The 26,764-nt window shown below is 70.7% G+C and carries 21 protein-coding genes; 11 read left to right on the top strand and 10 right to left on the bottom strand.

Going from position 1 to position 26,764, the window contains the following annotated elements; all coding sequences use genetic code 11:
* Window positions 1–31: 31 nt before the first annotated feature.
* Genes FPV26_RS03595 through FPV26_RS03580 form a run of 4 tightly spaced genes read right to left on the bottom strand, consistent with a single transcriptional unit; the run spans window position 32 to window position 2,561 of the window.
* A complete protein-coding gene (locus FPV26_RS03595; protein WP_147652349.1) occupies window positions 32–1,063 on the bottom strand; it encodes a hypothetical protein in 1,032 nt (343 codons plus the stop codon).
* On the bottom strand, window positions 1,060–1,932 hold the full coding sequence (locus FPV26_RS03590) for an ABC transporter ATP-binding protein (RefSeq protein WP_147652348.1): 873 nt from the start codon (window positions 1,930–1,932) through the stop codon (window positions 1,060–1,062). The genes FPV26_RS03595 and FPV26_RS03590 overlap by 4 nt, the downstream gene beginning before the upstream one ends.
* A complete protein-coding gene (locus FPV26_RS03585; RefSeq protein ID WP_147652347.1) occupies window positions 1,929–2,294 on the bottom strand; it encodes a GntR family transcriptional regulator in 366 nt (121 codons plus the stop codon). Before FPV26_RS03585 ends, FPV26_RS03590 begins: the two co-directional genes overlap by 4 nt.
* Window positions 2,295–2,297: 3 nt before the next feature.
* Window positions 2,298–2,561 carry a hypothetical protein gene (locus tag FPV26_RS03580; RefSeq protein ID WP_147652346.1) on the bottom strand — a complete coding sequence of 88 codons (264 nt, stop codon included), beginning with the start codon at window positions 2,559–2,561 and terminating at the stop codon, window positions 2,298–2,300.
* A 172-nt stretch (window positions 2,562–2,733) separates the two neighbouring features.
* On the opposite strand from FPV26_RS03580, the gene FPV26_RS03575 reads away from it, so the two are divergent.
* The 6 genes from FPV26_RS03575 (at window position 2,734) to FPV26_RS03550 (ending at window position 7,423) form a co-directional block, all read left to right on the top strand.
* The gene (locus FPV26_RS03575; RefSeq protein WP_246109196.1) at window positions 2,734–3,300 is read left to right on the top strand and encodes a glutathione peroxidase; all 567 of its coding nucleotides are present in this window, start codon (window positions 2,734–2,736) and stop codon (window positions 3,298–3,300) included.
* A gap of 97 nt (window positions 3,301–3,397) precedes the next feature.
* Window positions 3,398–4,330, top strand: a complete 933-nt coding sequence (locus FPV26_RS03570) for an FKBP-type peptidyl-prolyl cis-trans isomerase N-terminal domain-containing protein (protein ID WP_147652344.1) — start codon at window positions 3,398–3,400, stop codon at window positions 4,328–4,330.
* Between the two features lie 50 nt (window positions 4,331–4,380).
* Window positions 4,381–5,148, top strand: a complete 768-nt coding sequence (bamJ, locus tag FPV26_RS03565) for a BamJ family beta-barrel-assembly machinery protein (RefSeq protein ID WP_147652343.1) — start codon at window positions 4,381–4,383, stop codon at window positions 5,146–5,148.
* 64 nt (window positions 5,149–5,212) lie between these two features.
* Complete coding sequence (locus FPV26_RS03560; RefSeq protein ID WP_147652342.1) at window positions 5,213–6,559, top strand: UDP-glucose dehydrogenase family protein; 1,347 nt, start codon at window positions 5,213–5,215, stop codon at window positions 6,557–6,559.
* Complete coding sequence (locus FPV26_RS03555; RefSeq protein ID WP_147652341.1) at window positions 6,556–6,783, top strand: SlyX family protein; 228 nt, start codon at window positions 6,556–6,558, stop codon at window positions 6,781–6,783. Before FPV26_RS03560 ends, FPV26_RS03555 begins: the two co-directional genes overlap by 4 nt.
* Before the next feature lie 73 nt (window positions 6,784–6,856).
* Complete coding sequence (locus FPV26_RS03550) at window positions 6,857–7,423, top strand: DUF2058 domain-containing protein (RefSeq protein ID WP_147652340.1); 567 nt, start codon at window positions 6,857–6,859, stop codon at window positions 7,421–7,423.
* 6 nt (window positions 7,424–7,429) lie between these two features.
* Here FPV26_RS03550 and metH read toward each other — a convergent pair whose 3' ends face one another.
* From metH to FPV26_RS03535, 3 genes are all read right to left on the bottom strand, one after another.
* Window positions 7,430–10,126, bottom strand: coding sequence for a methionine synthase (metH, locus tag FPV26_RS03545; RefSeq protein ID WP_147652339.1), 2,697 nt, complete (start codon window positions 10,124–10,126; stop codon window positions 7,430–7,432).
* A gap of 148 nt (window positions 10,127–10,274) precedes the next feature.
* Complete coding sequence (locus FPV26_RS03540; protein ID WP_147652338.1) at window positions 10,275–11,375, bottom strand: homocysteine S-methyltransferase family protein; 1,101 nt, start codon at window positions 11,373–11,375, stop codon at window positions 10,275–10,277.
* Window positions 11,376–11,567: 192 nt separating this feature from the next.
* Window positions 11,568–12,494: an ArsR/SmtB family transcription factor gene (locus FPV26_RS03535; RefSeq protein WP_147652337.1), complete on the bottom strand. Its 927-nt coding sequence runs from the start codon at window positions 12,492–12,494 to the stop codon at window positions 11,568–11,570.
* Window positions 12,495–12,608: 114 nt separating this feature from the next.
* On the opposite strand from FPV26_RS03535, the gene FPV26_RS03530 reads away from it, so the two are divergent.
* The 5 genes from FPV26_RS03530 to FPV26_RS03510 all read left to right on the top strand — a co-directional run bounded on the left by FPV26_RS03530 (window position 12,609) and on the right by FPV26_RS03510 (window position 23,789).
* A complete protein-coding gene (locus FPV26_RS03530; protein ID WP_425473045.1) occupies window positions 12,609–13,799 on the top strand; it encodes an acyl-CoA dehydrogenase family protein in 1,191 nt (396 codons plus the stop codon).
* Between the two features lie 24 nt (window positions 13,800–13,823).
* Window positions 13,824–18,806, top strand: a complete 4,983-nt coding sequence (locus tag FPV26_RS03525) for an NAD-glutamate dehydrogenase (RefSeq protein ID WP_147652335.1) — start codon at window positions 13,824–13,826, stop codon at window positions 18,804–18,806.
* Between the two features lie 114 nt (window positions 18,807–18,920).
* Window positions 18,921–19,694, top strand: a complete 774-nt coding sequence (locus FPV26_RS03520; protein WP_147652334.1) for an NAD kinase — start codon at window positions 18,921–18,923, stop codon at window positions 19,692–19,694.
* 316 nt (window positions 19,695–20,010) lie between these two features.
* Window positions 20,011–22,815 carry a bifunctional diguanylate cyclase/phosphodiesterase gene (locus FPV26_RS03515; RefSeq protein WP_246109200.1) on the top strand — a complete coding sequence of 935 codons (2,805 nt, stop codon included), beginning with the start codon at window positions 20,011–20,013 and terminating at the stop codon, window positions 22,813–22,815.
* A 68-nt stretch (window positions 22,816–22,883) separates the two neighbouring features.
* A complete protein-coding gene (locus FPV26_RS03510) occupies window positions 22,884–23,789 on the top strand; it encodes a 5'-nucleotidase (protein ID WP_147652332.1) in 906 nt (301 codons plus the stop codon).
* A gap of 138 nt (window positions 23,790–23,927) precedes the next feature.
* On the opposite strand, the gene FPV26_RS03505 is transcribed toward FPV26_RS03510, so the two are convergent.
* From FPV26_RS03505 to sbcB, 3 genes are all read right to left on the bottom strand, one after another.
* The gene (locus FPV26_RS03505; protein ID WP_147652331.1) at window positions 23,928–24,431 is read right to left on the bottom strand and encodes an Hsp20/alpha crystallin family protein; all 504 of its coding nucleotides are present in this window, start codon (window positions 24,429–24,431) and stop codon (window positions 23,928–23,930) included.
* A gap of 200 nt (window positions 24,432–24,631) precedes the next feature.
* Complete coding sequence (locus FPV26_RS03500) at window positions 24,632–25,318, bottom strand: DUF2461 domain-containing protein (protein WP_147652330.1); 687 nt, start codon at window positions 25,316–25,318, stop codon at window positions 24,632–24,634.
* Window positions 25,315–26,757 carry an exodeoxyribonuclease I gene (gene sbcB, locus FPV26_RS03495; protein ID WP_147652329.1) on the bottom strand — a complete coding sequence of 481 codons (1,443 nt, stop codon included), beginning with the start codon at window positions 26,755–26,757 and terminating at the stop codon, window positions 25,315–25,317. The genes FPV26_RS03500 and sbcB overlap by 4 nt, the downstream gene beginning before the upstream one ends.
* Window positions 26,758–26,764 lie beyond the last annotated feature (7 nt).

Here is a 26,764-nt window from a genome sequence, read left to right as displayed (position 1 = left end):
GCGGGCCGGAGCGTGCTGCGTGAACGATGCCTCAGCCCTCGTCGCGCCAGCGGCGCAGGCGGATCGCGCCGAGGATCATGGCCGCGCCCGCCACCACCCCGGCCCACAGCTGCGCCGTGCCCAGGACCGAGTAGCTGGCGCCGAGGTCCAGGATCAGGTCGGCCATCTGGCGCGGGCCGTCAATCTCGACATGGTCGAACCGGGCCACGTCCAGCCAACTGCCCGGCACCGCGCTCAGCAGCAGCCGCGCCACGACGTTCTTCCAGAACCAGACGGTCTCCAGGTTGAACAGCTGCATCAGGTCGAACCAGCTGACGAAGATGCCGGCGAAGACCGGGATCATGATCGCCCACAGGAACGGCTTGCTGCGCGCCCAGGCCGAGCACAGCAGCAGCCAGCCGACCGTCGGCAGCGCCCACAGTGCATAGACCGGGATCAGGGCGACGAGCTTGGCGGCGACGGTCAGCGGGCTGCCCGGGCCCCACAGCAGCAGGAACGGGTTGCCGCCGTGGAACAGCACCAGCACGCTCATCAGCAGCAGGAAGCCGAACATCGTCGCGACCGCGGCGGCCACCGCGAGCAGCGGCGCGACCAGGGTGGCGCTGGCCACCTTCGACAGCACCGTGTCGCGGTCGGAGACCGGCAGCGACTTCCAGAACAGCACGCTGCGGTCGCGGCGGTCGTCGTAGAGCGCGCCGAGGCAGTAGAAGAACACCACGAACGTCAGCACGATGAAAGGCCAGCTCGAGGCCATGATCAGGCTCAGGTCCACGCCGCCGGCGAGGTGTTGCATCTCCTCGGGGCCGAGCTTGCGCGTGACCATGCCGAGGTCGATGCCGTTGATCATCACCTCGCCGTCGATCTGGATCTCGTGGCCGGACTCGATCGCGCGCCGGGCCGCGATCTCGGCCGCGCCGATGCCCATCAGCGCCAGCAGCAGGAAGATCGCGCCGGCCACCAGCGGCGCCCAGAAGAAGCCACCCTTGTGTTCCCAGAACTCGCGCTTGAGCAGCAGTCGGTAGGTGTGGGTCGGGTGCACCGACCCGTGGCTCACGGCATTCATGCGTAGGTTCCTTTCATGGTGGCGACGAACAGGTCGGCCAGGCCCGGGGTGCGGGTTTCGCCCAGCGCGGCCAGCCGTTCCTGCGGGACGCCGTCGAACAGCATCACGGTCTTGCCGAAGGGCAGGGCGCGCTCGTCGATCGGCTTCAGGCCGCGCGCCTCCTCGGCGCGGTCGGCGTTGACCAGGAGCTCGACATAGCGTTCGCCCACGCCATCCATCGGCGACTCGAGCACGATCCGGCCGTCGCGGATGAACATCACGTCGGTCAGGATGTGCTCGATCTCCTCCACCTGGTGGGTGGTGACGATGATGGTCTTCTCCTCGTCGAAGTAGTCCTCCAGCAGGCGCTGGTAGAACTGCTTGCGGTACAGGATGTCCAGGCCGAGGGTGGGCTCGTCGAGCACCAGCAGCCGGGCGTCGATCGCCATCACCAGCGCCAGGTGCAGCTGCACGATCATGCCCTTGGACATCTCGCGCACGCGCATTTCCGGCCTGATCTGGGTGTTGGCGAGGAAGCGCTCGCACTTGCCGCGGTCGAAGCGCGGGTGCACGCCGGCGACGAACTCGATCGCCTCGCGCGCGCGCATCCAGCGCGGCAGCACGGCCACGTCGGCGATGAAGCAGACATCGCGCATCAGCTCGTCGCGCTGCGTGCGCGGGTCGAGCCCGAGCACCTCGAGTTCGCCCTCGAACGGGATCAGGCCGAGCAGCGCCTTGAGCGCGGTGGTCTTGCCGGCGCCGTTGGGGCCGATCAGGCCGACGATGCGCCCGGCCTCGATCTCGAACGAGGTGCCGTCCAGCGCCAGCTTGTTCCTGTAGGCCTTGCGCAGGCCGCGGGCGCGGACCACGGGACGGTTGGCGGCGTTCATCGCTTGCCTCCCGCGTCGCGCAGCAGCTGTTCGAGCGACAGGCCCAGGCGCTGGATGCGCTCGAGCACCGCGGGCCATTCCTCGCGCAGGAAGCGTTCGCGTTCGCTGGCGAGCAGTTTCTCGGGAGCCCCTTCCGTGACGTACATGCCAAGCCCCCTGCGTTTTTCGACGAGTGCCTCGTCCGCCAGTTCCTGATAGGCGCGCGAGACGGTGATCGGGTTGAGCTGGTATTCCGCGGCGACCTGCCGGACCGAGGGCAGGGGGTCGCCGGGCTTGAGCACGCCGTCGAGCATCATCGCCACGACGCGCTCCTTGAGCTGGCGGTAGATCGGAGCGCCATCGCTCCACTGGATCGCGGTCATGGCTCAGCCCCGCGGCGCGAAGGAGAAGAAGGGCATGGCCAGACCGTGCCTGCTGCGCTTGCCGGCGCTGCCCCCGCGGCGGGCGGGCTGCGGCTGCGGCTCGGCCTGGCCGAGGGCCGTCCCGGCTTCGGGGGCGGCGGCGGGAGCGACCTGCGCCGTGTCCACGTCACGGGCGGCCGGTGCCGGCACCGCGGTGATCAGCGCCAGGGCCAGCAGCACGCCGCTGACCGACAAGGCAGCGACGGTGTTGTGGAGCTTGCGGTTCATGGGGACGTCCTGCTCGGGGGTGATCTGTGTTGTAGGCAACTATAACACCAAAATGCCCAAGGTCAAGCCCAGGGCCCCCAACTGATGGCACAGCCCGGCTTCCGGGCGGGCAGGACACCGGCCCGGTTGTTACAGTGGCACTCACCTCGCCGGAGATGCCGCCATGCGCAGGATGTCATTGTTTTTCCTTGTGTTCTCCCTCTGTCTGGCGGCCGCGCCCCTGGCCGCCGGGGGCGGGTTGCTGGATCGCAGCTACCGTCCGCTCGCCGGCCGGACCCCGGTCAACCTGGCCGAGGTTCATGCCGGCAAGGTGCTGCTGATCGTCAACACCGCCAGCAAGTGCGGTTTCACCCCGCAGTTCGAGGCGCTCGAGGCCCTGCACGCGAAATACAAGGACCAGGGCTTCGCCGTGCTCGGCTTCCCGTCCGGTGACTTCAAGGAGCAGGAGTTCGAGGACGAGGCGCAGATCCGCGAGTTCTGCACGCTCACCTACGGGGTCAAGTTCCCGATGTACGAAAAGGTGCACGTGGTCGGCGAAAACGCCACGCCGCTGTACCGCGACCTGGCGCGCGCGGCGGGCGAGGCGCCGAAGTGGAACTTCCACAAGTACCTGGTGGGCCGCGACGGCAGGCTGATCGCGAGCTTCGGCACCCGCATCAAGCCGGACGATCCGGCCGTGGTCGCCGCGATCGAACGCGCGCTCGAGGCGCCGCGGCCCGCGCCGCGCAAGCCGCGCTGAACGACACCCGCGCCGGACGATTGCCGCCGACCGCTCCGACCGCGACAATGCCCGGTCGCCGCGCTCGCGCGGCCCCGTACCCACAGGAGTGATCCGGATGAAGGCCCTGATGCGCGGCGTCGCCGCGCTGCTGACCCTCGCGGCGCTGGCCGCGGTTTCCCTCGCCGTCGCGCAGGACAAGACCACGCTCGCCACCGAGCGCGAGAAGGTGGGCTACATGATCGGCCTGGACGTGGGCCGTTCGATCTCGCCGGTGGGCCCGGACCTCGACATGGCCGCGTTCGAGCGCGCCATCGTCAATGCCTTCGCCGGCGGCAAACCGCTGCTCGACGAGGCCGAGAGCCGCAACGTGGCCCAGGCCCTGATGCAGCGCATCGCCGCGCGCAGCGGCCGCGCGCAGCCCGGGCAGCCGGTGCCCGAGGTGGCGAAGGACAAGGTCGGGCTGCTGGTGGGCACCGACGTGGGCCGCTCGCTGGCGCCGATCAAGGCGGAGTTCGACCTGCCGCTGTTCCTGCAGGGCGTGCGTACCGTGCTCGCCGGCGGCAAGCCGCTGCTTTCCGACGAGGAGGCCAATGCGCTGCGCCAGTCCTTCTCGCGTCGTCTGCAGGAGAAGATGCAGGCCGAGGCCGCGGCGCTGGCGCAGAAGAACAAGCAGGAAGGCGCGGCGTTCCTGGCGAAGAACAAGACCGTGAAGGGCGTGTACACCACGCCGTCGGGCCTGCAGTACATGGTCCTGCGCCAGGGCGCCGGCCCGCGCCCCAAGCCGACCGACGTGGTGCGCGTGAACTACCACGGCACGCGCCTGGACGGCACCGTGTTCGACAGCTCCTACGAGCGCGGCCAGCCGGCCGAGTTCGCGCTGAACCAGGTCATCCCGGGCTGGACCGAGGGCGTGGGCCTGATGCCGGTGGGCAGCAAGTACCGTTTCTGGATCCCGGCCGAACTCGCCTACGGCGAGAACGGCCCGCCCGGGATCGGCCCCAACGCCACGCTGGTCTTCGACGTCGAGCTGCTCGACATCCGCAAGTGATCCCCCCGGCGGGCGCCTCCTGCGTCCGCGCCCCGCAAAGGAGCTTTCCCTTGAGCAAGCACGTCTCGCGCACTTTCGCGCTGACCGCCGCGGCCCTGGCCGCCCTCGCCACGGCCTGCCAGCCGCCGGCCGACAAGCCCGCCGCGGACAAGGCCGCGGCCGAGGCGGACGGCAAGACCGCCGCGATCGCCGGTCTGGAAACCGAGAAGGAACAGACCAGTTACATGATCGGCATGGACATCGCCAAGTCGCTCGATCCGGTCAAGGACGAGATCGACCTGGACACGCTGGTCAAGGCGATGCGCACCTCGCTCGAGGGCGGCAAGCCGCTGCTCGACGAGCAGCAGGCGCAGAAGATCCGCGAGAGCTTCGGCCAGAAGCTGCAGGCCAAGCAGATCGCGAAGATGATGGCCGAGGCCAAGAAGAACCTCGAGGACGGGCAGAAGTTCCTGGCCGACAACGCCAAGAAGCCGGGCATCGTGACCACCGCCTCGGGCCTGCAGTACCAGGTGATCACCGAGGGCAAGGGCCCGAAGCCGAAGGCGAACGATGTGGTGCGCGTGCACTACAAGGGCACCCTGCTCGACGGCAAGACCTTCGACAGCTCCTACGACCGCGGCGAGCCGGTGGTGTTTCCGCTCGGCCAGGTGGTGCCGGGCTGGCAGGAAGGCCTGCAGTTGATGCCGGTGGGCAGCAAGTACCGGCTGTGGATCCCGGCCAAGCTCGGCTACGGCGAGCGCGGCACGCCGGGCGGCCCGATCGGCCCGAACCAGACCCTGGTGTTCGAGGTCGAGCTGCTCGAGATCGTCAAGCAGTAACGCTCGTCCACGAGGCTGTGCGCGCAGCCGCCCCGGCTGCGCGCCTGCGGAAGGAACGTCGTCCATGCGCGTGAGCATCTTCGGCACCGGCTACGTCGGCCTGGTCACCGGCACCTGTCTGGCGGAGGTCGGCAACCACGTGACCTGCGTGGACGTGGACGCGGACAAGATCGCCGCGTTGCGGGCCGGCCGCGTGCCGATCTACGAGCCGGGACTGGCGCCGATGGTTGCGGCCAACCAGGCGGCCGGCCGCCTGGCCTTCACCACCGAGGCCGCAGAGGCGATCGCGCAGGCCGAGCTCCTGTTCATCGCCGTGGGCACGCCGCCCGACGAGGATGGCAGCGCCGACCTGCGTCACGTGCTGGCGGTGGCCCGCACCATCGGCCGGCACTTGTCGCATCCGGCGATCGTGGTCAACAAGTCCACCGTCCCGGTCGGCACCGCCGACCGGGTGCGCGAGACCATCGCCGCCGAGCTCGCCGCGCGCGGGGTCGAGGTCGCCTTCGACGTGGTGTCCAATCCGGAGTTCCTCAAGGAGGGCGCGGCGGTCGAGGACTGCATGCGCCCGGACCGGATCGTGATCGGCGCGGACAGCACGGCCGCGGTCGGGAAGCTGCGCCGCCTGTATGCGCCGTTCAACCGCAGCCACGAGCGGATCGTGGTGATGGACGTGCGCTCGGCGGAGCTGACCAAGTACGCGGCCAACGCCATGCTGGCCACGCGCATCAGCTTCATGAACGAGATCGCCAACATCGCCGAGCGCGTCGGCGCGGACGTGGAGATGGTGCGGCAGGGCATTGGTTCCGACCCGCGCATCGGCTGGCATTTCATCTATCCCGGCGCCGGCTACGGCGGCTCGTGCTTCCCCAAGGACGTGCAGGCGCTGGCGCGCACCGCGCAGCAGCACGGGGTGACGCCGCGCCTGCTGCAGGCAGTGGAGGCAGTGAACGACGCGCAGAAGGGCCATCTGTTCGAGCTGATCGCGCGCCACTACGGCGGCGCCGACGCGCTGCGCGGCAAGACCTTCGCGGTGTGGGGGCTGGCGTTCAAGCCGAACACCGACGACATGCGCGAGGCCTCCAGCCGCCGCCTGTTGGCGCAGCTGTGGGAGGCCGGCGCGCGGGTGCGCGCCTACGACCCGGAGGCGATGGGCGAGGCGCGGCGCGTGTTCGGCGAACGCGACGACCTGGTGTTGTGCGAGTCGGCGCAGGCGGCGCTGGACGGGGCGCATGCGCTGGCCATCGTCACCGAGTGGAAGCAGTTCCGCAGCCCGGATTTCGCCCGGCTGCACGCAGCCCTGGCCGACAAGGCGGTGTTCGACGGCCGCAACCTCTACCATCCGCCCGAAGTCGAGGCCGCGGGCCTGGCCTACTACGGCATCGGCCGCGGGCGTTCGGTGCAGCGGCCATGAGCGGGGCGCTGCCGGAGGCCCTGGAGGCGCGGCTGGTGGAGCTGGAGACCCGGCTCGCGTTCCAGGAGCGCGCCCTGGCCGAACTCAGCGATGCGCTTGCGGCCGCGCGCCTGGAGAATGCGCGCCAGGCCGAGCTGCTGCGGCGCGCGCTGGAGGAGCTGAAGGCCGGCGGCAGCCCGTTCTATGCCGATCCGTCCGAGGAACCGCCCCCGCCGCATTACTGAGCGAGCGCTGCCGCCGGCGGTGCGGCATCCTGTCACCCGCAGTGGTTACACGCCCGACGCATTCCCCCGCGCCATGAGCCATTCCCTCCGCGACCAGTTGCTGAACCTGGGTTTCAAGCCACAACCGAAGCCGGAACGCGCCAAGGACACGCGCAAGCCCGGCGCTGCGCGGACCAAGGCGGGCACCGGCAAGCCGCACAGGGCCAGGAACCAGGAGGAGATCGACCTCGCCAAGGCCTACGCCCTGCGCGCGCAGAAGGAGCAGGAGGAGCGCCAGGCCGCCGAGGCCGCGCGCCAGGAGGAGGCGCGCAAGCGCCGCGAGGCACGGGCGAAGCTGGCCGAGCTGGTGCAGGGGCGGGCGCTGAACGACCCCGAGGCCGACATCGCCCGCCATTTCCCCTACGGCGGCAAGATCAAGCGCATCTACGTCACCGCCGCCCAGCTCAAGGCGCTCAACGCCGGCGAGCTCGGCGTGGTCCAGCTCGACGGCCGCTACCTGCTGGTGGATGCGCAGCTGCTGGCGCAGGCCGAGGCGATCTTCCCGCCCGCGATCGCGCTCAAGGTGGATCCGGACGCGCCGGCCGAGGACGACCCGTACAGCGACCCGAAATACCAGGTGCCGGACGACCTGGTCTGGTAGCGGCGCTCAGTCCGGGTCGTAGTCCAGGTTCGCCGCGAGCCACCGCTCGGCCTGCCGCAACGGCACGCCCTTGCGCCGCGCGTAGTCCTCGACCTGCTCCTTCGACACCCGCCCGACCACGAAGTACTGGCTGCGCGGGTGGCTGAAGTAGTAGCCGCAGACCGACGCCGCGGGGGTCATCGCGAAGCTCTCGGTCAGGCGCATCCCGGCATTGCGTTCGGCGTCGAGCAGGCGGAACAGCGTGGCCTTCTCGCTGTGCTCCGGGCAGGCGGGGTAGCCCGGGGCGGGACGGATCCCGACGTAGCGCTCGGCGATCAGGCCTTCGTTGTCCAGCGCCTCGTCCGCGGCGTAGCCCCACAGTTCCTTGCGCACGCGCTCGTGCAGGCGTTCGGCCAACGCTTCGGCGAGGCGGTCGGCCAGCGCCTTGAGCAGGATCGCGTTGTAGTCGTCGTGCTGCGCCTCGAAGCGCGCGACGTGCGCCTCGATGCCGAGCCCGGCGGTCACCGCGAACGCGCCGATCCAGTCCTGGCGGCCGGACTCCTTCGGCGCGATGAAATCGGCCAGGCAGAAGTCCGGGCGGTCGGCGGGCTTGTCGGCCTGCTGGCGCAGGAAGTGCAAGCGCACCGGCTCGCCCCGTGCGCCGGACGGCCGCACCTCGACGTCGTCGCCGACGCCGTGTGCCGGCCACAGCCCGCACACCGCCTTCGCAGTCAGCCACTTCTCGCGCACGATGCGTTCCAGCATCGCCTGCGCGTCGCGGTACAGCTCGCGCGCCTGCGCGCCGACCCGCGGATCGTCGAGAATCGCCGGGAACTTCCCCGCCAGCTCCCAGGTGGAGAAGAACGGCGTCCAGTCGATGTAGGCGACCAGTTCCTGCAGCGGGTAATCATCGAACACGTGCAGGCCGGGCTGCCTGGGCGCCGGCGGCACGTGGTCCGCCCAGCCGCCGTCGAAGCGCTGCGCGCGTGCCTTCGCCAGCGGCACCAGCCGCTTGCCGTCGCCGCGGTCGCGGTGCCGTTCGCGGATCTCCGCGTATTCGGCATCGTTGGCGGCCACGAAGCGCTCGCGCAGCTCGGGGCTGATCAGCGACTGCGCCACCGACACCGCGCGCGAGGCGTCCTTCACCCAGACCGTCGGCGCCTGGTAGTGCGGGTGGATCTTCAGCGCCGTGTGCGCGCGCGAGGTAGTGGCGCCGCCGATCAGCAGCGGGATGCGGAAGCCCTGGCGCTGCAGTTCCTTCGCCACATGGCTCATTTCCTCGAGCGAGGGCGTGATCAGGCCCGACAGGCCGATCAGGTCGGCGTTCTCGGCCCTGGCCCGGTCCAGGATGGTCTGCGCCGGCACCATCACGCCCAGGTCCACCACCTCGAAGTTGTTGCAAGCCAGGACCACGCCGACGATGTTCTTGCCGATGTCGTGCACGTCGCCCTTGACCGTGGCCAGCACGATCCGGCCGTTGGAACGGCCGGCCTGGCCGCTGCGGCGCTTCTCCTCCTCGATGAAGGGGATGAGGTACGCCACCGCCTTTTTCATCACCCGTGCCGACTTCACCACCTGCGGCAGGAACATCCTGCCGGCGCCGAACAGGTCGCCGACCACGTTCATGCCGGCCATCAGCGGGCCCTCGATCACGTCCAGCGGGCGCGCCGCCTGCGCCCGCGCCTCCTCGGTGTCCTGCTCGATGTACGCATCGATCCCGTGCACCAGCGCGTGGGTCAGGCGCTGTTCCACCGGCAGGGCGCGCCAGGCGAGGTCCTCGCCCTTCTTCGCGCCCTTCCTGCCCTTGTAGCGTTCGGCGATCTCCAGCAGCCGCTCGGTCGCGTCCGGGCGGCGGTTGAGCACCACGTCCTCGACCCGCTCGCGCAGCTCGGGATCGAGGTCGTCGTACAGCGGCAGCGCGCCGGCGTTGACGATGCCCATGTCCATGCCGGCGCGGATCGCGTGGTACAGGAACACGGCGTGGATTGCCTGGCGCACGGTCTCGTTGCCGCGGAACGAGAACGAGACGTTGGACACGCCGCCGGAGACGTGGCTGTGCGGGAAACGGCGCTTGAGCTCGCGCACGGCCTCGATGAAGGCGACCGCGTAGTCGTCGTGCTCGGGGATGCCGGTGGCGATCGCGAACACGTTGGGGTCGAAGACGATGTCCTCCGGCGGGAAGCCCACCCGTTCGGTCAGCAGCCGGTACGCGCGCGCGCAGATCTCCACCTTGCGCTCGACCGTGTCGGCCTGGCCCTGCTCGTCGAAGGCCATCACCACCACCGCTGCGCCGTAGCGGCGCACCAGCCGCGCCTGGCGCAGGAACTCGGCTTCGCCCTCCTTGAGCGAGATCGAGTTGACGATGCCCTTGCCCTGCAGGCACTTCAGCCCGGCCTCGATCACCGACCACTTCGAGCTGTCCACCATCACCGGCACCCGCGCGATGTCGGGCTCGGCGGCGATCAGGTGCAGGAAGGTGACCATCGCCTGCTCGGAGTCGAGCAGGCCCTCGTCCATGTTGACGTCGAGGATCTGGGCGCCGTTCTCGACCTGCTGCCGCGCGACCGCCACCGCCTCGTCGAAGCGTCCCTCGAGGATCAGCTTCTTGAACTGCGCGCTGCCGGTGACGTTGGTCCGCTCGCCGATGTTGACGAAGTTCGACTGCGGCGTGACGACCAGCGGCTCGAGGCCGGCGAGGCGGGTGTGGCGGGGGAGAGTGGTCATCGTTCAGTCATTTCCAGGCATTTTTAGCCACGGATAAACACGGATCAAGAAAAAGAAGTGGGTGGTACCTCGGACTGCGGGATGGGTGCCGCTCTCCTCCTGAAAAGCTTTATCCGTGTCCATCCGTGCAAATCCGTGGCCAACACCCTCACCCCACATCCGCCAGCGAAGGCACGGCCCGCGGCGGCACCCCGCGCACGGCCTGGGCGACCGCGGCGATGTGCGCGGGGGTGGTGCCGCAGCAGCCGCCGACGAAGTTGAGCAGGCCGGCGCGGGCGAACTCGCCCAGCACCTGCGCCATGTCCTGCGGGGTTTCGTCGTAGCCGCCGAAGGCGTTGGGCAGGCCGGCGTTGGGGTGGCAGCTGACATGGGTGTCGGCCACCCGCGCCAGCGTGTCCACGTGCGCGCGCAGGTCCTTCGCGCCGAGCGCGCAGTTCAGGCCGATCGCCAGCGGCTGCGCATGGCGCAGCGAGTACCAGAACGCCTCGACGGTCTGGCCCGAGAGCGTGCGTCCGGAGGCGTCAGTGATCGTGCCGGAGATCATCACCGGCAGGCGCGCGCCGCAGGCCTCGAACGCATCCTCGATCGCGAACACCGCGGCCTTGGCGTTGAGGGTGTCGAACACGGTCTCGACCATCAGCACGTCGGCGCCGCCCTCGATCAGGCCCACGGCCGCCTCGCGGTAGGCCGCCGCGAGTTCGTCGAAGCTGATCGCGCGGAAGCCGGGGCGGTTGACGTCCGGGCTGATCGAGGCGGTGCGGTTGGTCGGCCCGAGCACGCCGACCACGAAGCGCGGCCGCGACGGATCGGCGGCCTCGGCGGCGTCGCAGGCGGCGCGCGCCAGCCGGGCGCCCTCGCGGTTGAGTTCCCGCGCCAGGTGCTCGAGCCGGTAGTCGGCGAGCGAGATCGCGGTGGAATTGAAGGTGTTGGTCTCGACCAGGTCCGCGCCGGCGTCGAGGTAGGCGGCGTGGATGGCGCGGATCACGTCCGGCCGGGTCAGGGTCAGCAGGTCGTTGTTGCCCTTCTGGTCGTGGCCCGCGCAGCCGCAGCCCGGCCCGTGCGCATGCCCGTCCGGCGCGGCCAGGGCGTCGTAGCCCTGCGCGAAGCGCTCGCCGCGGTAGTCGGCCTCCTCCAGCCCGTGGCGCTGGATCATCGTCCCCATCGCCCCGTCGAGCACCAGGATCCGCTCGCGCAGCAGCGCCTCGAGGGTGGCGACGCGGTCGGGACGGAGCCAGGGCAGAGCGGGCATTGGGGAAGCGGTATCAGCCACGGATTTGCACGGATGGACACGGATCAGGCAAGGCACGCACGAGAAGAGAGGCCCACGTACTGATCGGGCGGAGCCGCGCTCCGGGCGTCCCGTGCGAGGGGCCGTCGCCAACCCTGCTCCTCGCCCAGGCTCGATCCGTGTCCATCCGTGTCAATCCGTGGCCCATCGTTCTTATTTGCGCCCGATCAGCGAGATCACCTCGAAATGCGGCGGGCGCTTCTCGCGGGTGACGGTTTCGGCGGTGGCGACGGCCAGGCCGGCCTTGTCGAGGAAGCGGCGCAGCTCCTTCTCGGTGAAGCCCAGGTTCACGTGGCCGTAGGCCTCGACCACGCTGCGGTGCTCGTGCCTGGCCAGGCTGGTCAGCAGCAGGCGGCCGCCGCGGCGCAGCACGCGTGCGGCCTCGGCCACCGCCTGCGCCGGCTTGTGGGCGTAGGTCAGCGCGTGCATCAGCACCACCAGGTCGAAGCTGTCGTCGGCGAAGGGCAGGGCGTGCATGTCGCCCTGGCGCACTTCCACGTTGGGGAAGCGGCGCAGGCGCTCGGCCGCCGCGGCCACCACCCGCGGGCTGGCGTCGATGCACACGTAGCGACGGCTGTGCGGGGCCAGCAGCTCGGCCAGCACGCCGTCGCCGGAAGCGATGTCGAGCACCTCGCCGGGCGCGAGCAGCGGCAGCGCCGAGCGCGCCAGCGCCTCCCAGGTGCGGCCGGGGGAGTAGTGGCGCTCCATGTCCCCGGCCACCGAGTCGGCCCAGTTCTGGTCGGCGGCGCGCATCGCCAGCACCGCCGGCACCCGTTCGGCGTCCTGGCGCAGCAGGGGGTCGTCGTTGCCGGCGCTGATGGACTGCCAGAGCGCACGCTGGGCGGGGTCGAGCGCGGCTTCGTCGAAGCGGTAATAGGCCGACACGCCGGCGCGGCGGTCGCGCACCAGGCCGGCCTCCTTGAGCCGGGCCAGGTGGGTGGACACGCGCGGCTGGGCCAGTTGCGTGATCGCCGACAGTTCGGCGACGGTCAGCTCCTCGCGCTCGAGCAGGGCGAGCAGGCGCACGCGGGTGGCGTCGGCGAAGACCTTCAGACAGGCGGACCAGCCTTCCAGATCCATAAATATCTTTCCATCGCGATTTAGCGATAAGTGTCGGCCCGGGCTTGCTCCAGGTCAAGCCCGGGGCACCTCCGGGCTGGGGCCGGGCGGTGCGGCCGGCTACAATTCCGTCTCTTGTTCGAGTGGACGCGAGGTGCGCGCGTGGATTTCCGTTTCACCGAAGAGCAGTTGATGATCCAGGACGTGGCCCGGCGGATCGCGCAGGAGAAGATCGCGCCCACCGCCGAGCGCTACGATCGCACCGGCGAGTTCCCGCTCGAGAACATCCGCCTGATGGGCGAGAACGGGCTGATGGGCATCGAGGTCCCGCCCGAGTACGGCGGCGCCGGCCTGGACGCGATCGGCTACGTGCTGGCGATGATCGAGATCGCCGCGGCCGACTGCGCGCATTCGACCATCATGTCGGTCAACAACACGCTGTACTGCAACGGCCTGCTCAAGCACGGCACCGAGGAGCAGAAGCGGAGGTACGTGACCCCGATCGCCAGTGGCCAGGCGATCGGCGCCTATGCGCTGACCGAGCCGCAGTCCGGCTCCGACGCCTCGGCGATGCGTTGCCGCGCGGTGCTCTCGCCCGATGGCAGCCACTACGTGGTCAACGGCAAGAAGAGCTGGATCACCTCCGGCCCGGTGGCCCGCTACATCCTGCTGTTCGCGATGACCGACCCGTCCAGGGGGCCCAAGGGCATCTCGGCCTTCATCGTGGACACCGAGCGCGAGGGCTTCCACCGCGGCAAGACCGAGCCCAAGCTCGGCATCCGCGCCTCGGCCACGTGCGAGATCGAGTTCACCGACTACAGGATCCCGGTCGAGGACCGGATTGGCCCGGAGGGCGAGGGCTTCAAGATCGCGATGAGCGTGCTCGACGCCGGCCGCATCGGCATCGCGGCGCAGGCGGTGGGCCTGGCGCGCGCCGCGTATGCGGCATCGGTGGCCTACGTCAAGGAGCGCAAGAGCTTCGGCCAGCCGATCGGCAGCTTCCAGATGATCCAGGCCAAGATCGCGGACATGAAGTGCCGGCTCGACGCGGCCACGCTGCTGACGCTGCGCGCGGCCTGGGCCAAGGACCAGGCCGCCGCCTCCGGCGCGCGCTTCTCCACCGAGGCCTCGGTGGCCAAACTGTTCGCCTCGGAAACGGCGATGTTCGTGACCCACCAGGCCGTGCAGATCCACGGCGGCATGGGCTATTCCAAGGAAATGCCGCTCGAGCGCTATTTCCGCGACGCCAAGATCACCGAAATCTACGAGGGCACCAGCGAAATCCAGCGCCTGGTCATCGCCCGCAACGAAACCGGCCTGCGCTGACCGAGCGTTCCACCGTTCCTTCCGATGGCCGCGCTCCGCGCGGCCTTCGTCCTATCCGACTCCCGCACTCCCGCCATGAACAAGAAAGCTTCCGCCGCCCCCGCCGCCGGCTTCTCCCTGAAACCGATCCTGGACGCGCTGCAGGGGCGTGTGCCGAAGGCGCGCCTGGACGAGGCGCGCACCTTCGTCCAGGCCTTCTACAAGCGCATGAGCGAGGACGAGTTCCCGCAGCACAGCGCCGAGGGCTGGGCCGCGCTCGCCGCCGACATGCTCGAGTTCGCCCGCCTGCGCAAGCCGGGCACCGCCAACGTGCGCCTGTTCAACCCGCAGGGGCTGCGCTGGGAGTCGCCGCACACGGTGCTGCAGGTGGTCAACGACGACATGCCGTTCCTGGTGGACTCGGTGACGATGGCGCTGGCCGAGGCGGGCATCGGCGTGCACGTGCTGGGCCACCCGGTGGTGGCGCTCGAGCGCGACAAGGCCGGCCGGCTGGCCGGCGTGGGCAAGGGCACCCCGGAATCGTTCCTGCACCTGGAGATCGACCGCCTGGCGCCGGAGGCCATGCCGGGCATCCAGGCGCGGATCGAGGAGGTGCTCGAGGACGTGCGCGCCACCGTGCGCGACTGGAAGGCGATGCGGGCGAAGATGCTGCAGATCGCCGAGGAGCTGCCGCAGCGCACCATGCCGGTGTCGGAGGAAGGCCGGCGCGAGGCGCAGGAATTCCTGCGCTGGGCCGCTGACGACCACTTCACCTTCCTCGGCTACCGCGAATACGCGGTGGTCAAGCAGGGCAAGGAGGAGGTGCTGGTGGCCGACGAGGCCTCGGGCCTGGGCCTGCTGCGCGGCGTGCCGGCCGGCAAGCCGCGGCCGCTGAAATCGCTGGCCGCGCACTACATGCCGCAGTCCGGCTCGGTGGACGCGCTGATCCTGACCAAGACCAACGCCCGCGCCACGGTGCACCGCCGCGGCTACATGGACTACATCGGCGTGCTCAAGTTCGACGCCAAGGGCAGGCCGGTCGCCGAGCAGCGCTTCCTCGGCCTGTACACCTCCAGCGCCTACAACCGCCGCCCGTGGGACATCCCGCTGGTACGCGAGCGCTACGAGTACGTGGTCCGCAAGAGCGGCCTGGCCCCGCACAGCCACAGTTGGAAGGCGCTGCGCCACATCCTGGAGACGCTGCCGCGCGACGAGCTGTTCCAGTCCAGCGAGGAGGAACTGTTCCGCATCGCGATCGGCATCCTGGGGCTGCAGGAGCGGGTGCGCAGCAAGCTGTTCCTGCGCCGCGACCGCTACGGCCGCTTCTTCTCGGTGCTGGTGTACGTGCCGCGCGATCGTCTGAACACCCAGATGCGCCGCCGCATCGAGCGCATGCTGCAGGACGCACTGCACGGCGAACACGTGGACACCAACATCCAGGTCGGCGACTCGCCGCTGGCGCAGCTGCACATGATCGTGCGGCCGCGCGCCGGCGAGACCGTGGAGGTGGATCCGGCCCGGCTCGACGAGGAACTGGGCCAGATCGTGCGCGACTGGCAGGACGAGCTGCGTGAACAACTCGTCGCGCGCCATGGCGAGGAGGCCGGCCTGCGCCTGGCCGAGCGTTTCGGCCGCGCGCTGCCGACCGGCTATATCGAGGAGGTCACGCCTGCGGTCGCCGCCACCGACGTCGAGCACCTGGCCGCGCTCACCGGGCCGGACGACCTGCGCCTGAGCCTGTACCGCGCCCGCGACGGCAGGCTGCGCTTCAAGTTCTACCGCCAGAACGACGACATCCCGCTCTCGGACGCGCTGCCGATGATGGAGAACATGGGCCTGCGCGTGATCGCCGAGCACCCGTACCGGCTCGAGGCCGGCAGCGAGGTCGCCTACATCCAGGACTTCGAGGTCGAGTCCAGCATTCCGGACCTGGATGTGGATCGTCTCGACGAGGCCTTCGAGGAGGCGTTCGCCGAGATCTGGCGCGGCAACGCCGAGAACGACGGCTTCAACCGCCTGATCCTGGGCGCGGGCCTGTCCTGGCGCCAGGTGTCGGTGCTGCGCGCCTACTGCAAGTACCTGCTGCAGGTCGGGGTGCCGTTCTCGCAGAGTTACATGGAGCAGACGCTGGCGCGCTACCCGCTGCTCTCGCGGCTGCTGATCGAGTTGTTCGAGGCACGCTTCGACCCGGTCACCGGCAAGGAGACCAAGGCCGAGATCAAGGCCGGCGCCGAACGCTTCCGCGGACAGCTCGCTGCACTCGCCGGTGGCGATGCAGCCACGCTCGCCCTGCTCGAGCCGGTGGTCGCCGCGCGTGCCGGCAAGCGCGAGCAGCAGATCGAGGCCACCCGCACCGCGATCAAGGCACTGCTCGATCGCGTCTCCAGCCTGGACGAGGACCGCATCCTGCGCAGCTTCGTCGGGGTGATGGACGCGACCCTGCGCACCAGCTACTACATCCGTCGCGAGGACGGCCGGCGCAAGGACGGCGGCCCGGCTGACTACATCAGCTTCAAGTTCGATCCCTCGAAGGTGCCGGACCTGCCCAAGCCGCGCCCGTACCGCGAGATCTTCGTCTGCGGCCCGCGCGTGGAGGGCGTGCACCTGCGCTTCGGCCCGGTCGCGCGCGGCGGCCTGCGCTGGTCCGACCGGCGCGAGGACTACCGCACCGAGGTGCTGGGCCTGGTCAAGGCGCAGATGGTCAAGAACACGGTCATCGTGCCGGTGGGCTCCAAGGGCGGCTTCTACTGCAAGCAGCTGCCGGATCCGTCCGCGGACCGTGACGCCTGGTTCAACGAGGGCGTGGCCTGCTACAAGCGTTTCATCAACGGCCTGCTCGACATCACCGACAACCTGGTGGACGGCAAGGTGGTGCCGCCGCAGGACGTGGTGCGCCACGACGGCGACGACCCGTACCTGGTGGTGGCCGCCGACAAGGGCACCGCGACCTTCTCCGACATCGCCAACGGCATCGCCCGCGCGCACGGCTTCTGGCTCGACGACGCCTTCGCCTCGGGCGGTTCGGTCGGCTACGACCACAAGGCCATGGGCATCACCGCGCGCGGCGCGTGGGAGTCGGTCAAGCGCCACTTCCGCGCGATGGGACGCGACTGCCAGACGGAAGACTTCACCGTGGTCGGCATCGGCGACATGTCCGGCGACGTGTTCGGCAACGGCATGCTGCTCAGCCGCCACATCCGCCTGGTCGCCGCGTTCGACCACCGGCACATCTTCGTGGATCCGAACCCGGACGCCGAAACCTCGTTCCGCGAGCGCGAGCGCCTGTTCAGGCTGCCGCGCTCCTCGTGGGACGACTACGACAAGACGCTGATCAGCAAGGGCGGCGGGGTGTGGCCGCGCTCGGCCAAGAGCATCCCGCTCTCGGCCGAGGCCAAGGCCGCGCTGGGCATTGATCCGGCGGTCGAGGCCATGACGCCGAACGAGCTGATGAGCGCGATCCTGAAGGCGCCGGTGGACCTGCTCTGGAACGGCGGCATCGGCACCTACGTCAAGGCCACCAGGGAGTCGCACGCCGACGTCGGCGACCGCGCCAACAACGCCATCCGCGTCAACGGCTGCGAGCTGCGCTGCAAGGTGGTGGCCGAGGGCGGCAACCTCGGCCTGACCCAGCTCGGCCGGATCGAGGCCGCCCAGCACGGCGTGCTGCTCAACACCGACTTCATCGACAACTCGGCCGGCGTGGACACCTCCGACCACGAGGTGAACATCAAGATCCTGCTCAACGAGGAGGTCAAGCGCGGCCGGCTGACCATGGCGGCGCGCAACAAGCTGCTCGCGGCGATGACCGACGAGGTCGCCGAGCTGGTGCTCAACGACAACTACCGCCAGAACCAGGCGATCAGCCTGATGGAGCGGCTCAGCGTGTCGCGCCTTGGCTCCAAGCAGCACTTCATCCGCACCCTGGAGGCGCAGGGCCTGCTCGACCGCCAGATCGAGTTCCTGCCGTCCGACGCCGAGTTGGCCGAGCGCAAGGCGCGCGGCCAGGGGCTGACCCGCCCCGAACTCGCGGTGCTGCTGTCGTACTCCAAGATCGTGTTGTTCCAGCAGCTGCTGAACTCCGATGTGCCGGAGGACCCGTACCTGTCCAAGGAACTGGTGCGCTACTTCCCCGTGCCGCTGCAGAAGAAGTACGCCGCGGCGATGGAACGGCACCAGCTCAAGCGCGAGATCATCGCCACCGCGGTGACCAACTCGATGGTCAACCGCATGGGCGCGACCTTCACCCTGCGCATGACCGAGGACACCGGCCGCACCCCGGCCGAGGTCGCCGAGGCCTACACCATCGCCCGCGAGGCGCTGGACGCGCGCGAACTGTGGGCGCAGGTGGACGCGCTCGACGGCAAGGTGCCGGAGGCGGTGCAGATCGACGCCCTGATCGCGATCTGGAACCTGCTGCGCACGCTCAGCCGCTGGCTGCTCTCGCGCCCGGGCAAGCTGCCCGAGATCGCCGCCGGCGTGGAGCGCTACAAGGCCGGCATCGAGGCGATCCGCAAGGCGCTGCCGGCAGCGCTGCCGGCGCAGGCGCGTGCGGCGTTCGAGTCGCGCCTGCACGGCTGGAAGGAGAAGCGCCTGCCGGCCGGGCTGGCCATGCAGCTGGCGGCGCTGCCGATGCTGGAGTCGGCCTGCGACATCGTGGAGGTGGCGCGCGCGCGCAAGCTGGCTCCGGTCGAGGTCGCGCGCGTGCACTTTGCGCTCGGCGAGGCGCTGCACCTGCCCTGGCTGCACGAGCAGATCGATGCGCTGCCGGTCGAGGGGCGCTGGCACGCGCACGCGCGCGGCGTGCTGCGCGACGAGCTGGCCGCACAGCAGCGCGCGCTGGTCGGGCAGGTGCTGGCGCTGCCGGGCAAGGGCGACGCGGCCGAGCGGGTCGAGCGCTGGCTGCACCGCGACGATCCCGCGCTGCGCTTCACCCAGGCCATGTTCAACGAGCTGCGCAGCCAGGTCTCGCTGGACTACCCGACGGTCTCGGTCGCGGTGCGCCGCCTGGCGCAGATGGCGGCGGCGTGATTCCTGCGGTGTGATCCCGGCGGCCGGGCCGGCAAGCCGGCCCGGCCTGCACCACGCGCGCGGCCTCGCGCGCGTCCGGGTTATGCTGGGCGGCGCACCAGCCCGGAGCCGACGATGACTGCATCCCAGCCGCGGATCGCCTTCCTCGCCAGCCCTTCCGCCGACGCGCAGCAGGCACTGCAGGCGCTCGTCGCGCTCCACGGCCAGCACGAGCCGGACGCCGCCGACGTGCTGGTCGCGCTCGGCGGCGACGGCTTCATGCTGCAGACCCTGCATCGCCACGGCGGGCTGGGCAAGCCGGTGTTCGGGATGAAGCTCGGCGCGGTCGGCTTCCTGATGAACCATTACCGCACCGCGGACCTGCTGGCGCGGATCGAGGCCGCCGAGCCGGCGGTGCTGCGGCCGCTGGAGATGATCGCGCTGACCGAGTCGGGGGCGAGCGTGGGCTCGCTGGCGTACAACGAGGTTTCGCTGCTGCGGCAGACGCGGCAGGCGGCGCACCTGGCCATCGACCTCAACGGCAAGCCGCGCCTGGACGAGCTGATCTGCGACGGGGTGATGGTGGCCACGCCGGCCGGCAGCACCGCCTACAACTACTCCGCCAGCGGCCCGATCCTGCCGCTGGGCTCGCGCGTGATCGCGCTGACCCCGATCGCGGCGTTCCGCCCGCGGCGCTGGCGCGGGGCGCTGCTCAAGGCCGATACCGAGGTGCGGTTCCGGGTGCTCGACCCGTACAAGCGCCCGGTCAGCGCCACCGCCGATTCGCACGAGGTGCGCGACATCGTCGAGGTCACCATCCGCGAGTCGGGCGAGCGCACGGTGACGCTGCTGTTCGACCCCGAGCACAACCTCGAGGAGCGGATCCTCAGCGAGCAGTTCGTGACCTGATCCAGCCCGACGGGCGATGCCCCGGCAGGCATCGAGGCTGGCACGGATCGTCCGCCCCGCCGAGCGGGGTGCCCACGCCGTTCGGCGGCGGTGCCGGCGCCGGCTTGCGGGCCGCGCGCTATAGTGCTCCGGACCTATGGCCAGGCGCGTCCAGCGGGCTGGGTGGAACCACGGGTTCGGTGTCGAGGCCGGGGCCGAACCAGCGGCCGATCTCGTGTCCGCATTGTTCGCGGAGACCGATCCGGAAGCCCTGAACAGGCTCGTCGCGCGCGAAGCCCGAGCCCGTTTCGGCTGCCGCGCCGTGCGTGTGGTGCCCATGCCCCTGGAGGCCGCGGACGCCGCGCTGCCGCCGGCCGAGCGCGGCTGGATCGAGGCGGCCGCGGCGCAGCCCACGCGGGTGCATGCCGCCGCACCCCAGGCGGGTTGGTTGCCGGTCGCGAGCCTGGCGACCGCGCCGGCCACCGGCGAGGTGCTGGCCGCCGTGCTGGCCGAGTGGCCGGAGTCGCATTGCCTGCCCCTGTCCGCGGCGGCGCCGTGGCGCGCCTTCCTCGCCCTGGTCGGCGCCCGCATGGCGGTGATGCGCGAGCTGGCCGAGCAGCGGCAGGCGATCGAGGGCCTGAAGAAGACCGCCCGGCTGCAGAGCGCCCTGTACGCGATCGCCGACCTCGCCAGCAGCGAGCTCGACATGCCGGAGATGCTGCGCCGCATCCACGGCGTGGTCGGGGAGCTGATGTACGCCAGGAACTTCTACATCGCGCTGTACAACGCCGAGCGCGACACCCTGCGCTTCATCTATTTCGCCGACGAGCACGAGATCAAGGGGGTGGACACCACGCAGGACGTCCCGGCGGCGAGCATCCGCGACAGCCTGACCCTGGCCGTGATCCGCAGCGGGCGCGCCGCCCTCGGGCCGTCCCTGGCGCTGCGCAGCGAGTTCGGGCTGGATCCCGACGCCGATGTGTCCCGCTACGGGCCGGAATCGGTGGACTGGCTGGGCGTGCCGATGATCGAGGCGGGCAGGGTGCGCGGCGCGGTGGTGGTGCAGAGCTACGACCAGGCGACCCGCTACAGCGAGGAGGACCGTGCGCTGCTGTCCTTCGTCGCCCAGCACATCCTCACCGCGCTGATGCGCAAGCGCGCGCAGGAGGAACTGGAACGGCGGGTGGAGGAGCGGACCCAGGCGCTCATGGCCGAGGTGCGGGAGCGCCAGCGCGGCGAGAAACTGCAGGCGGCGCTGTACAGCATCGCCGACCTGGCCAGCAGCGAACTCGACATGAGCGAGATGCTGCGCCGCATCCATGGCGTGGTCGGCGAGCTGATGTACGCCAGGAACTTCTACATCGCGCTGTACAACGCCGAGCGCGGCACGGTGCGGTTCATCTACTTCGCGGACGAGCGGGACCCGGGGCTCGTGGATCCCGAGGCCGAGATCCCCGTCGGCAAGCTGCGCAACAGCCTGACCCTGGGGCTGCTCCGGCATGGCCGCCCGGTGATGGGCCCGGCGCGGAAGGTGGCGCAGGAGATGCACGTCCCCGGCGGCGTCGGCCTGGGCACCCTGGCCGAGGACTGGCTGGGGGTGCCGATGCTGGACGCGGGCGAGGTGCGCGGCGCGGTGGTGGTGCAAAGCTACGATCCGTCGGTGCGCTTCACCGAGGACGACCGCGTGCTGCTGGCCTACGTGGCCCAGCACATCCACACCGCCCTGGCGCGCAAGCAGGCCAAGGCCGAGCTCGAACGACGGGTGGCGGATCGCACCCACGAGCTGGCCGAGGCCGTGCGCGCGCTGCGTGCCCAGGTCGCCGAACGCGAGCGCGCGGAGCAGCGCCTGATGCACGAGGCGCTGCACGACGCGCTGACCGGCCTGCCGAACCGGAGCTTCTTCTACCACGCGCTCGAGCGCGCGCTGGCGCAGATCAGGCGCGACCCGAGCCATCACTTCGCCGTGCTGTTCCTGGACCTGGACAGGTTCAAGGTCATCAACGACAGCGTGGGCCACCTGATCGGCGACGAGGTGCTGAAGGAGGCGGGGCTGCGGCTCAGCACCTGCATCCGTGCCCCCGACGTCGTCGCGCGCCTGGGCGGGGACGAGTTCGCCCTGCTGCTCGAGGGCACGCGCAACCCGGAGGACGCCTGCCATGCGGCGCAGCGGGTGATCGAGGCGCTGAGCGAGCCCATGCGCATCGGCGGCAAGGACCTGTTCACCTCGGCCAGCGTCGGCATCGCCCTCAGCCACGAACGCTATCGCAGCGCCGAGGAGCTGCTGCGCGATGCCGACGTGGCGATGTACCGCGCCAAGGCGCACGGCCGGCAGCGGTTCGAGATCTTCGACGAGCGCCTGCACAGCGAAGCCCTGCGCCTGCTGGAAGTGGAGAGCGACCTGCGCCGCGCCATCCAGCGCTCCGAGTTCGAGCCGCATTTCCAGCCGATCGTGCGCCTGCGGAACGGGCGCGTGATCGGTTACGAAGCACTGCTGCGCTGGCGCCATCCGCGGCGCGGGCTGTTGACGCCGCAGGAGTTCCTGGCCGTGGCGGAGGAGAGCGGCAGCGTCGAGCAGATCGACTGGCAGATGTTCGAGAAGACATGCCGGGAGGTGCGCTCGCTCGCCGACGGGTACGGTTACGTCACCCTCAACGTCTCGCCGCGGCATTTCCGTTCGCCGCGCCTGGCCACGCAGATGCTGGACCTGCTCGACGCGCATCGCCTCTCGCACGAGCGGATCCGGCTGGAAGTGACCGAGGGCGCGCTGTTCGACAACCCCGAGCAGGTGCGGGCCACGCTCGAGACCCTGCGCACGGCCGGCGTAGTGGCGGCGCTGGACGATTTCGGCACCGGCTACTCCTCGCTGAGCTACCTGCACCGTTTCCCGCTGCACGCGCTCAAGATCGACCGTTCGTTCGTCAGCGCCCTGCGCCGGGACGAGGAGGGCGGCGGCAGCGCCGCCGTGGTGCGGGCGGTGCTGGCGATGGCCGGGACCCTGGGCATGGAGGTCGTGGCCGAGGGCATCGAAACTGCCGAGCAGCGCGACTGCCTGCTGGCGCTGGGGTGCGAGCACGGGCAGGGGTTCCTGTTCTCGCAAGCCCGCCCGGCCTCGGAATGGGGCGCGGGCGCCAGGGGCCACTGAACCCGTCCCGCGCGGCCCGGGCCGCGGGCGTCTCGCCTGCTGCGACCGGCATCGCCGATACTGCCGGCATGACCGATGCCGCCAGCCCGCTCGTCGTCGCGATCACCTCGCGCGCCCTGTTCGACCTCGAGGAAAGCCACGCCCTGTTCGAGCGCGAGGGGGTGGAGGCGTTCCGCGAATACCAGCGCCGGCACGAGGACGACCCGCTCGCGCCCGGCATCGCCTTTCCGCTGGTGCGCAAGCTGCTGCGCCTGAACGAGGGCGCCCCGGCCGATGCGCCGCGAGTCGAGGTGATCCTGCTTTCGCGCAATTCGGCCGACACCGGCCTGCGCGTGTTCAACTCGATCCAGCACCACGGGCTGGGCATCACCCGCGCCACCTTCACTTCCGGCGCGCCCACCTGGCCCTACATCAAGCCGTTCGGCGCGCACCTGTTCCTGTCGGCCAACCCCGACTCGGTGCGTAACGCGCTCGCGCACGGGGTGGCAGCGGCCACGATCCTGCCGGCGCGGGCGCCGGAGCAGCGCCACGACCAGCTGCGCATCGCCTTCGATGGCGACGCGGTGATCTTCGGCGACGAGTCCGAGCGGGTGTCGCAGGAGCAGGGGCTGGAGGCGTTCCACCGGCACGAGGCCACGCGCGCTGGCGAACCGCTCTCGGGCGGGCCGTTCCGCGGCTTCCTGGACGCGCTGCACCGCCTGCAGCAGGCGTTTCCGGCCGGGGAGGACGCGCCGATCCGCACCGCGCTGGTCACCGCGCGCTCGGCGCCGGCGCACAAGCGGGTGATCCTGACCCTGCGCGAATGGGGCGTGCGCCTGGACGAGGCGCTGTTCCTGGGCGGCAAACCGAAGGGGCCGTTCCTGGAGACCTTCGGCGCCGACATCTTCTTCGACGATTCGCACCACAACATAGACTCGGCGCGCCGGCACGTGGCGGCGGGGCATGTGCCGCACGGGGTGGCCAACGCCGGTTGAGCGTGCAGCCGGCGCGCGTGGGCGAAAAGAAAGCCGACGGCGCGATGCCGTCGGCTGACAGCAGGCGGAGCCGGCATGACCCGGCGCCGCCGGGTCATGCGCTCCGCTGCCGCCGGCGTGGCCGGCGCGGGCAGGGCATCAGGCCTTCTGGATCGCGATGCGCTTGCCGCGCGGCTTGGCGTTGGCGGCTTTGGGGAGGGTGACCGTCAGCAGGCCGTCCTTGAAGGCCGCGGTCACCTTGTCGGCCTGCACTTCGACCGGCAGCGGAATCTGGCGTTCGAAGCGGCCATAGAAGAACTCGCTGAACTGGCGCTCGTTGTCCGTGTGCGCGCTGCGGCGTTCGCCGCGCAGAACCAGCGAGTCCTCCTCGAGCAGGATCTCCACGTCCTTGTCGCTCATCCCGGGCAGCTCCGCGGTCAGCGTCAGCTCCTTGTCGCTTTCATGCAGCTCCACGCTCGGCCAACCGAAGCCGAAACCGTCCCGGCCGAAACGGGCCAGGGGCGCGTCGAACCCGCGCCACATGTCGTCGAAGACGCGGTTGATCTCGCGCTGCAGGCTGGTGAAGGGATCACGCGCCTGGCGCTGCTGCAGCTCCGTGCCGCGATTCCGCGTCCACGGGATCAGGTCGGTCATCAGGCTCATGTCGTACACCTCGGTTTCGCTGTTGCATCGCTGCGGATGCCCGAGGTCCGCGGCATGCCGGGAAGCCCGGCTGCCGGCGCGAAGGAATGCGCCGGCGCCACGGCGGGCTCGGCCATCCGAGCTCCCAAATGGTGCCGCCCGGGCCGGTTTCAAGCTGGTGGCGGCGCGGCGTTCAGCGTCGGTTTCGCACCCGGCGGTTGTCAGAACTCCAGGTCCAGCGCCGCGCAGAGGTAATCCATGAACGGGGCCAGCGCGGCCAGGTCGGCCTCCAGCGTCTGCCGCAGGCGCGGGCCGAGCACGGTGGCGTCGGACAGTTCGCGCCAGGCCACGTAGTTGCGGCGCTTGAGGTCGTCCAGGAACTCGAAGTCGGCCGGGTAGCCGCGCGGGGCGCGCACCAGGTTCTCGCTGTCGTCGAGCGTGTAGCGGCGCCGGAACGCCGGCGCGTGCGTCGCGGTGCGCCAGCTGGCCGGGTTGTCCACGATGCACTGGCGCACCCGGCGCAGCGTGTCCGGCTGCGGGTGCCACAGGCCGGCGCCGACGAAGCACTGGCCGGGTTCGAAGTGGATGTAGAACGAGGGCGCCTCGACCTCGCGCCCGCGCGCATGGAACAGGCGCGCGCCTTGCCAGGTCTTGTACGGCGACTTGTCGTTGGCGAAGCGGGTGTCGCGCTGGATCCGGAACAGCGAGCCGCCGAGCGGCTTCGGATCGGCACGGTAGTGCGCGCTGACCTGCGCCAGCGCCGGCTGCAGGTCGGTGAGCAGGCGCTGGAACGGCGCGCGGACATGCGCCTCGTACTCGTGCTTGTGCGCGTGGAACCAGGCGCGCTCGTTGTGCCGCGCCAGGGCGCGCAGGAAGCGGAAACCGGCGTCGGTGAAATAGCGGCTCATGGCAGGCCGGCCTCCAGGTCGCGGCCCCAGGCCTCGAGCGCGTCGAGCAGGGCCAGGCGCGCGGCGTCGCCGGCATGCTGCGCGCGCAGGGCGGCCAGTTCGGCGCGATAGCTGGCGAAGGTCTGCTCCGGCTGGCCGACGCCCTGGCGCAGGCGGCGGGCGCGGAATTCGTCCCAGCGCGCGCGTTCGGCCGGCGTCAGGGTGTGCGGCCAGTTGCGGGCGCGGTAGCGGAACAGCAGTTCGCGCAGGCGCGGGTCGGAGAAGCCGAAATCGCGCGTGCCGAGCGCCTCCGGCGGCGTGCCGCGCACCTGCGGCAGGCGCGCGCGGTCGGCGTCGGGGATGAAGCCGTCGTACAGCGCGCCGTCCACGTCGCCGGGTTCGCGCGGCGCCTCGAGCGCGTACACGCGCCGGATCTTCTCGGCCAGCGCCGGGCCCACCGCGCGCAGCCGTGCGGCGCGGCGTTCGGCTTCGGCGCGTTCGATGCGCAGGCGGGCGAAGTCGTCCTCGCGCAGGTGCGACCAGGCCACCAGTGCCGGACAGCGGTTCAGGTGCACTTCCTTGAGCGGGATGCGCGACTCGCCCTCGGCCAGCGCGTGGGATGGCGTGTAGAGGCGGGCGGCGATCGCCTCGGGCTCGAGCGCGAGCAACGGCTCCGGATCGGCGTCGAGGTCGAACACGATCACCCGGTTGTCCACCCGCGGATGCCGGGCCAGCGGCGCGACCGCGGCCGCGCACAGACGCGTGGCCGGATAGCGCTGGGAGACGTGCAGCAGCGGCGCCATCGCGGTGAGGTTCAGCAGGGATGCGACGAAACGCTTGTCGCGCAGGCGCAGCGCGTACTCCCACAGCCGCGGCTGGGCCGCCTTGAACAGCCGCGCCAGCCCGATCAGCGCGCGCACATCGGACAGGGCCTCGTGCGCATCGCCGATGCGGACGTCGTTGGCGGCGGCCAGGTGCTCGAGCCGGAACGAGGGCGCGCCGTCCTCGCGACGCGGCCAGGCCAGCCCGTCCGGCCGCAGCGCGTGCGCCAGCCGCAGCACGTCGAGCAGGTCCCAGCGCGAGTTGCCGTTGCGCCATTCGCGCTCGTAGGGGTCGTAGAAGTTGCGGAACAGGCCGTGGCGGACGAACTCGTCGTCGAAGCGCAGCGAGTTGTAGCCGACGCTGCAGGTCTCCGCCTGCGCCATCAGTTCGTGGATGCGGGCGAAAGCCTCGGCCTCGGCCACGCCTTCGCGCAGCGCGCGCTGCGGGGTCAGCCCGGTTACCAGCACCGCGCCGGGCGAGGGCAGCAGGTCGTCGGCGGGGCGGACCAGGACGTCGGCCGGTTCGCCGACCTCGTTCAGGTCGGCATCGGTGCGGATCGCGGCGAACTGCGCGATGCGCGAGCTGCGCGGATCGCTGCCGAAGGTTTCCAGGTCGTAGAACAGGAAGCTGGCCGGCATCGCGCGC

Origin of the sequence: Vulcaniibacterium gelatinicum, from assembly GCF_008033445.1 — a bacterium.
Taxonomy (GTDB): domain Bacteria; phylum Pseudomonadota; class Gammaproteobacteria; order Xanthomonadales; family Xanthomonadaceae; genus Vulcaniibacterium_B; species Vulcaniibacterium_B gelatinicum.
The sequence above is the reverse complement of the archived record's forward strand: the minus strand, read 5'-3'. Positions and strand labels throughout refer to the sequence as shown.

Excerpts from the sequence above, each read along its gene's own strand:
- FPV26_RS03595 (WP_147652349.1), bottom strand. The coding sequence starts at position 1,063 with ATGAATGCCGTGAGCCACGGGTCGGTGCACCCGACCCACACCTACCGA.
- FPV26_RS03590 (WP_147652348.1), bottom strand. The coding sequence starts at position 1,932 with ATGAACGCCGCCAACCGTCCCGTGGTCCGCGCCCGCGGCCTGCGCAAG.
- FPV26_RS03585 (WP_147652347.1), bottom strand. The coding sequence starts at position 2,294 with ATGACCGCGATCCAGTGGAGCGATGGCGCTCCGATCTACCGCCAGCTC.
- FPV26_RS03580 (WP_147652346.1), bottom strand. The coding sequence starts at position 2,561 with ATGAACCGCAAGCTCCACAACACCGTCGCTGCCTTGTCGGTCAGCGGC.
- FPV26_RS03575 (WP_246109196.1), top strand. The coding sequence starts at position 2,734 with ATGTCATTGTTTTTCCTTGTGTTCTCCCTCTGTCTGGCGGCCGCGCCC.
- FPV26_RS03570 (WP_147652344.1), top strand. The coding sequence starts at position 3,398 with ATGAAGGCCCTGATGCGCGGCGTCGCCGCGCTGCTGACCCTCGCGGCG.
- FPV26_RS03560 (WP_147652342.1), top strand. The coding sequence starts at position 5,213 with ATGCGCGTGAGCATCTTCGGCACCGGCTACGTCGGCCTGGTCACCGGC.
- FPV26_RS03555 (WP_147652341.1), top strand. The coding sequence starts at position 6,556 with ATGAGCGGGGCGCTGCCGGAGGCCCTGGAGGCGCGGCTGGTGGAGCTG.
- FPV26_RS03550 (WP_147652340.1), top strand. The coding sequence starts at position 6,857 with ATGAGCCATTCCCTCCGCGACCAGTTGCTGAACCTGGGTTTCAAGCCA.
- metH (WP_147652339.1), bottom strand. The coding sequence starts at position 10,126 with ATGACCACTCTCCCCCGCCACACCCGCCTCGCCGGCCTCGAGCCGCTG.
- FPV26_RS03540 (WP_147652338.1), bottom strand. The coding sequence starts at position 11,375 with ATGCCCGCTCTGCCCTGGCTCCGTCCCGACCGCGTCGCCACCCTCGAG.
- FPV26_RS03535 (WP_147652337.1), bottom strand. The coding sequence starts at position 12,494 with ATGGATCTGGAAGGCTGGTCCGCCTGTCTGAAGGTCTTCGCCGACGCC.
- FPV26_RS03525 (WP_147652335.1), top strand. The coding sequence starts at position 13,824 with ATGGCCGCGCTCCGCGCGGCCTTCGTCCTATCCGACTCCCGCACTCCC.
- FPV26_RS03520 (WP_147652334.1), top strand. The coding sequence starts at position 18,921 with ATGACTGCATCCCAGCCGCGGATCGCCTTCCTCGCCAGCCCTTCCGCC.
- FPV26_RS03515 (WP_246109200.1), top strand. The coding sequence starts at position 20,011 with ATGCCCCTGGAGGCCGCGGACGCCGCGCTGCCGCCGGCCGAGCGCGGC.
- FPV26_RS03510 (WP_147652332.1), top strand. The coding sequence starts at position 22,884 with ATGACCGATGCCGCCAGCCCGCTCGTCGTCGCGATCACCTCGCGCGCC.
- FPV26_RS03505 (WP_147652331.1), bottom strand. The coding sequence starts at position 24,431 with ATGAGCCTGATGACCGACCTGATCCCGTGGACGCGGAATCGCGGCACG.
- FPV26_RS03500 (WP_147652330.1), bottom strand. The coding sequence starts at position 25,318 with ATGAGCCGCTATTTCACCGACGCCGGTTTCCGCTTCCTGCGCGCCCTG.
- sbcB (WP_147652329.1), bottom strand. The coding sequence starts at position 26,757 with ATGCCGGCCAGCTTCCTGTTCTACGACCTGGAAACCTTCGGCAGCGAT.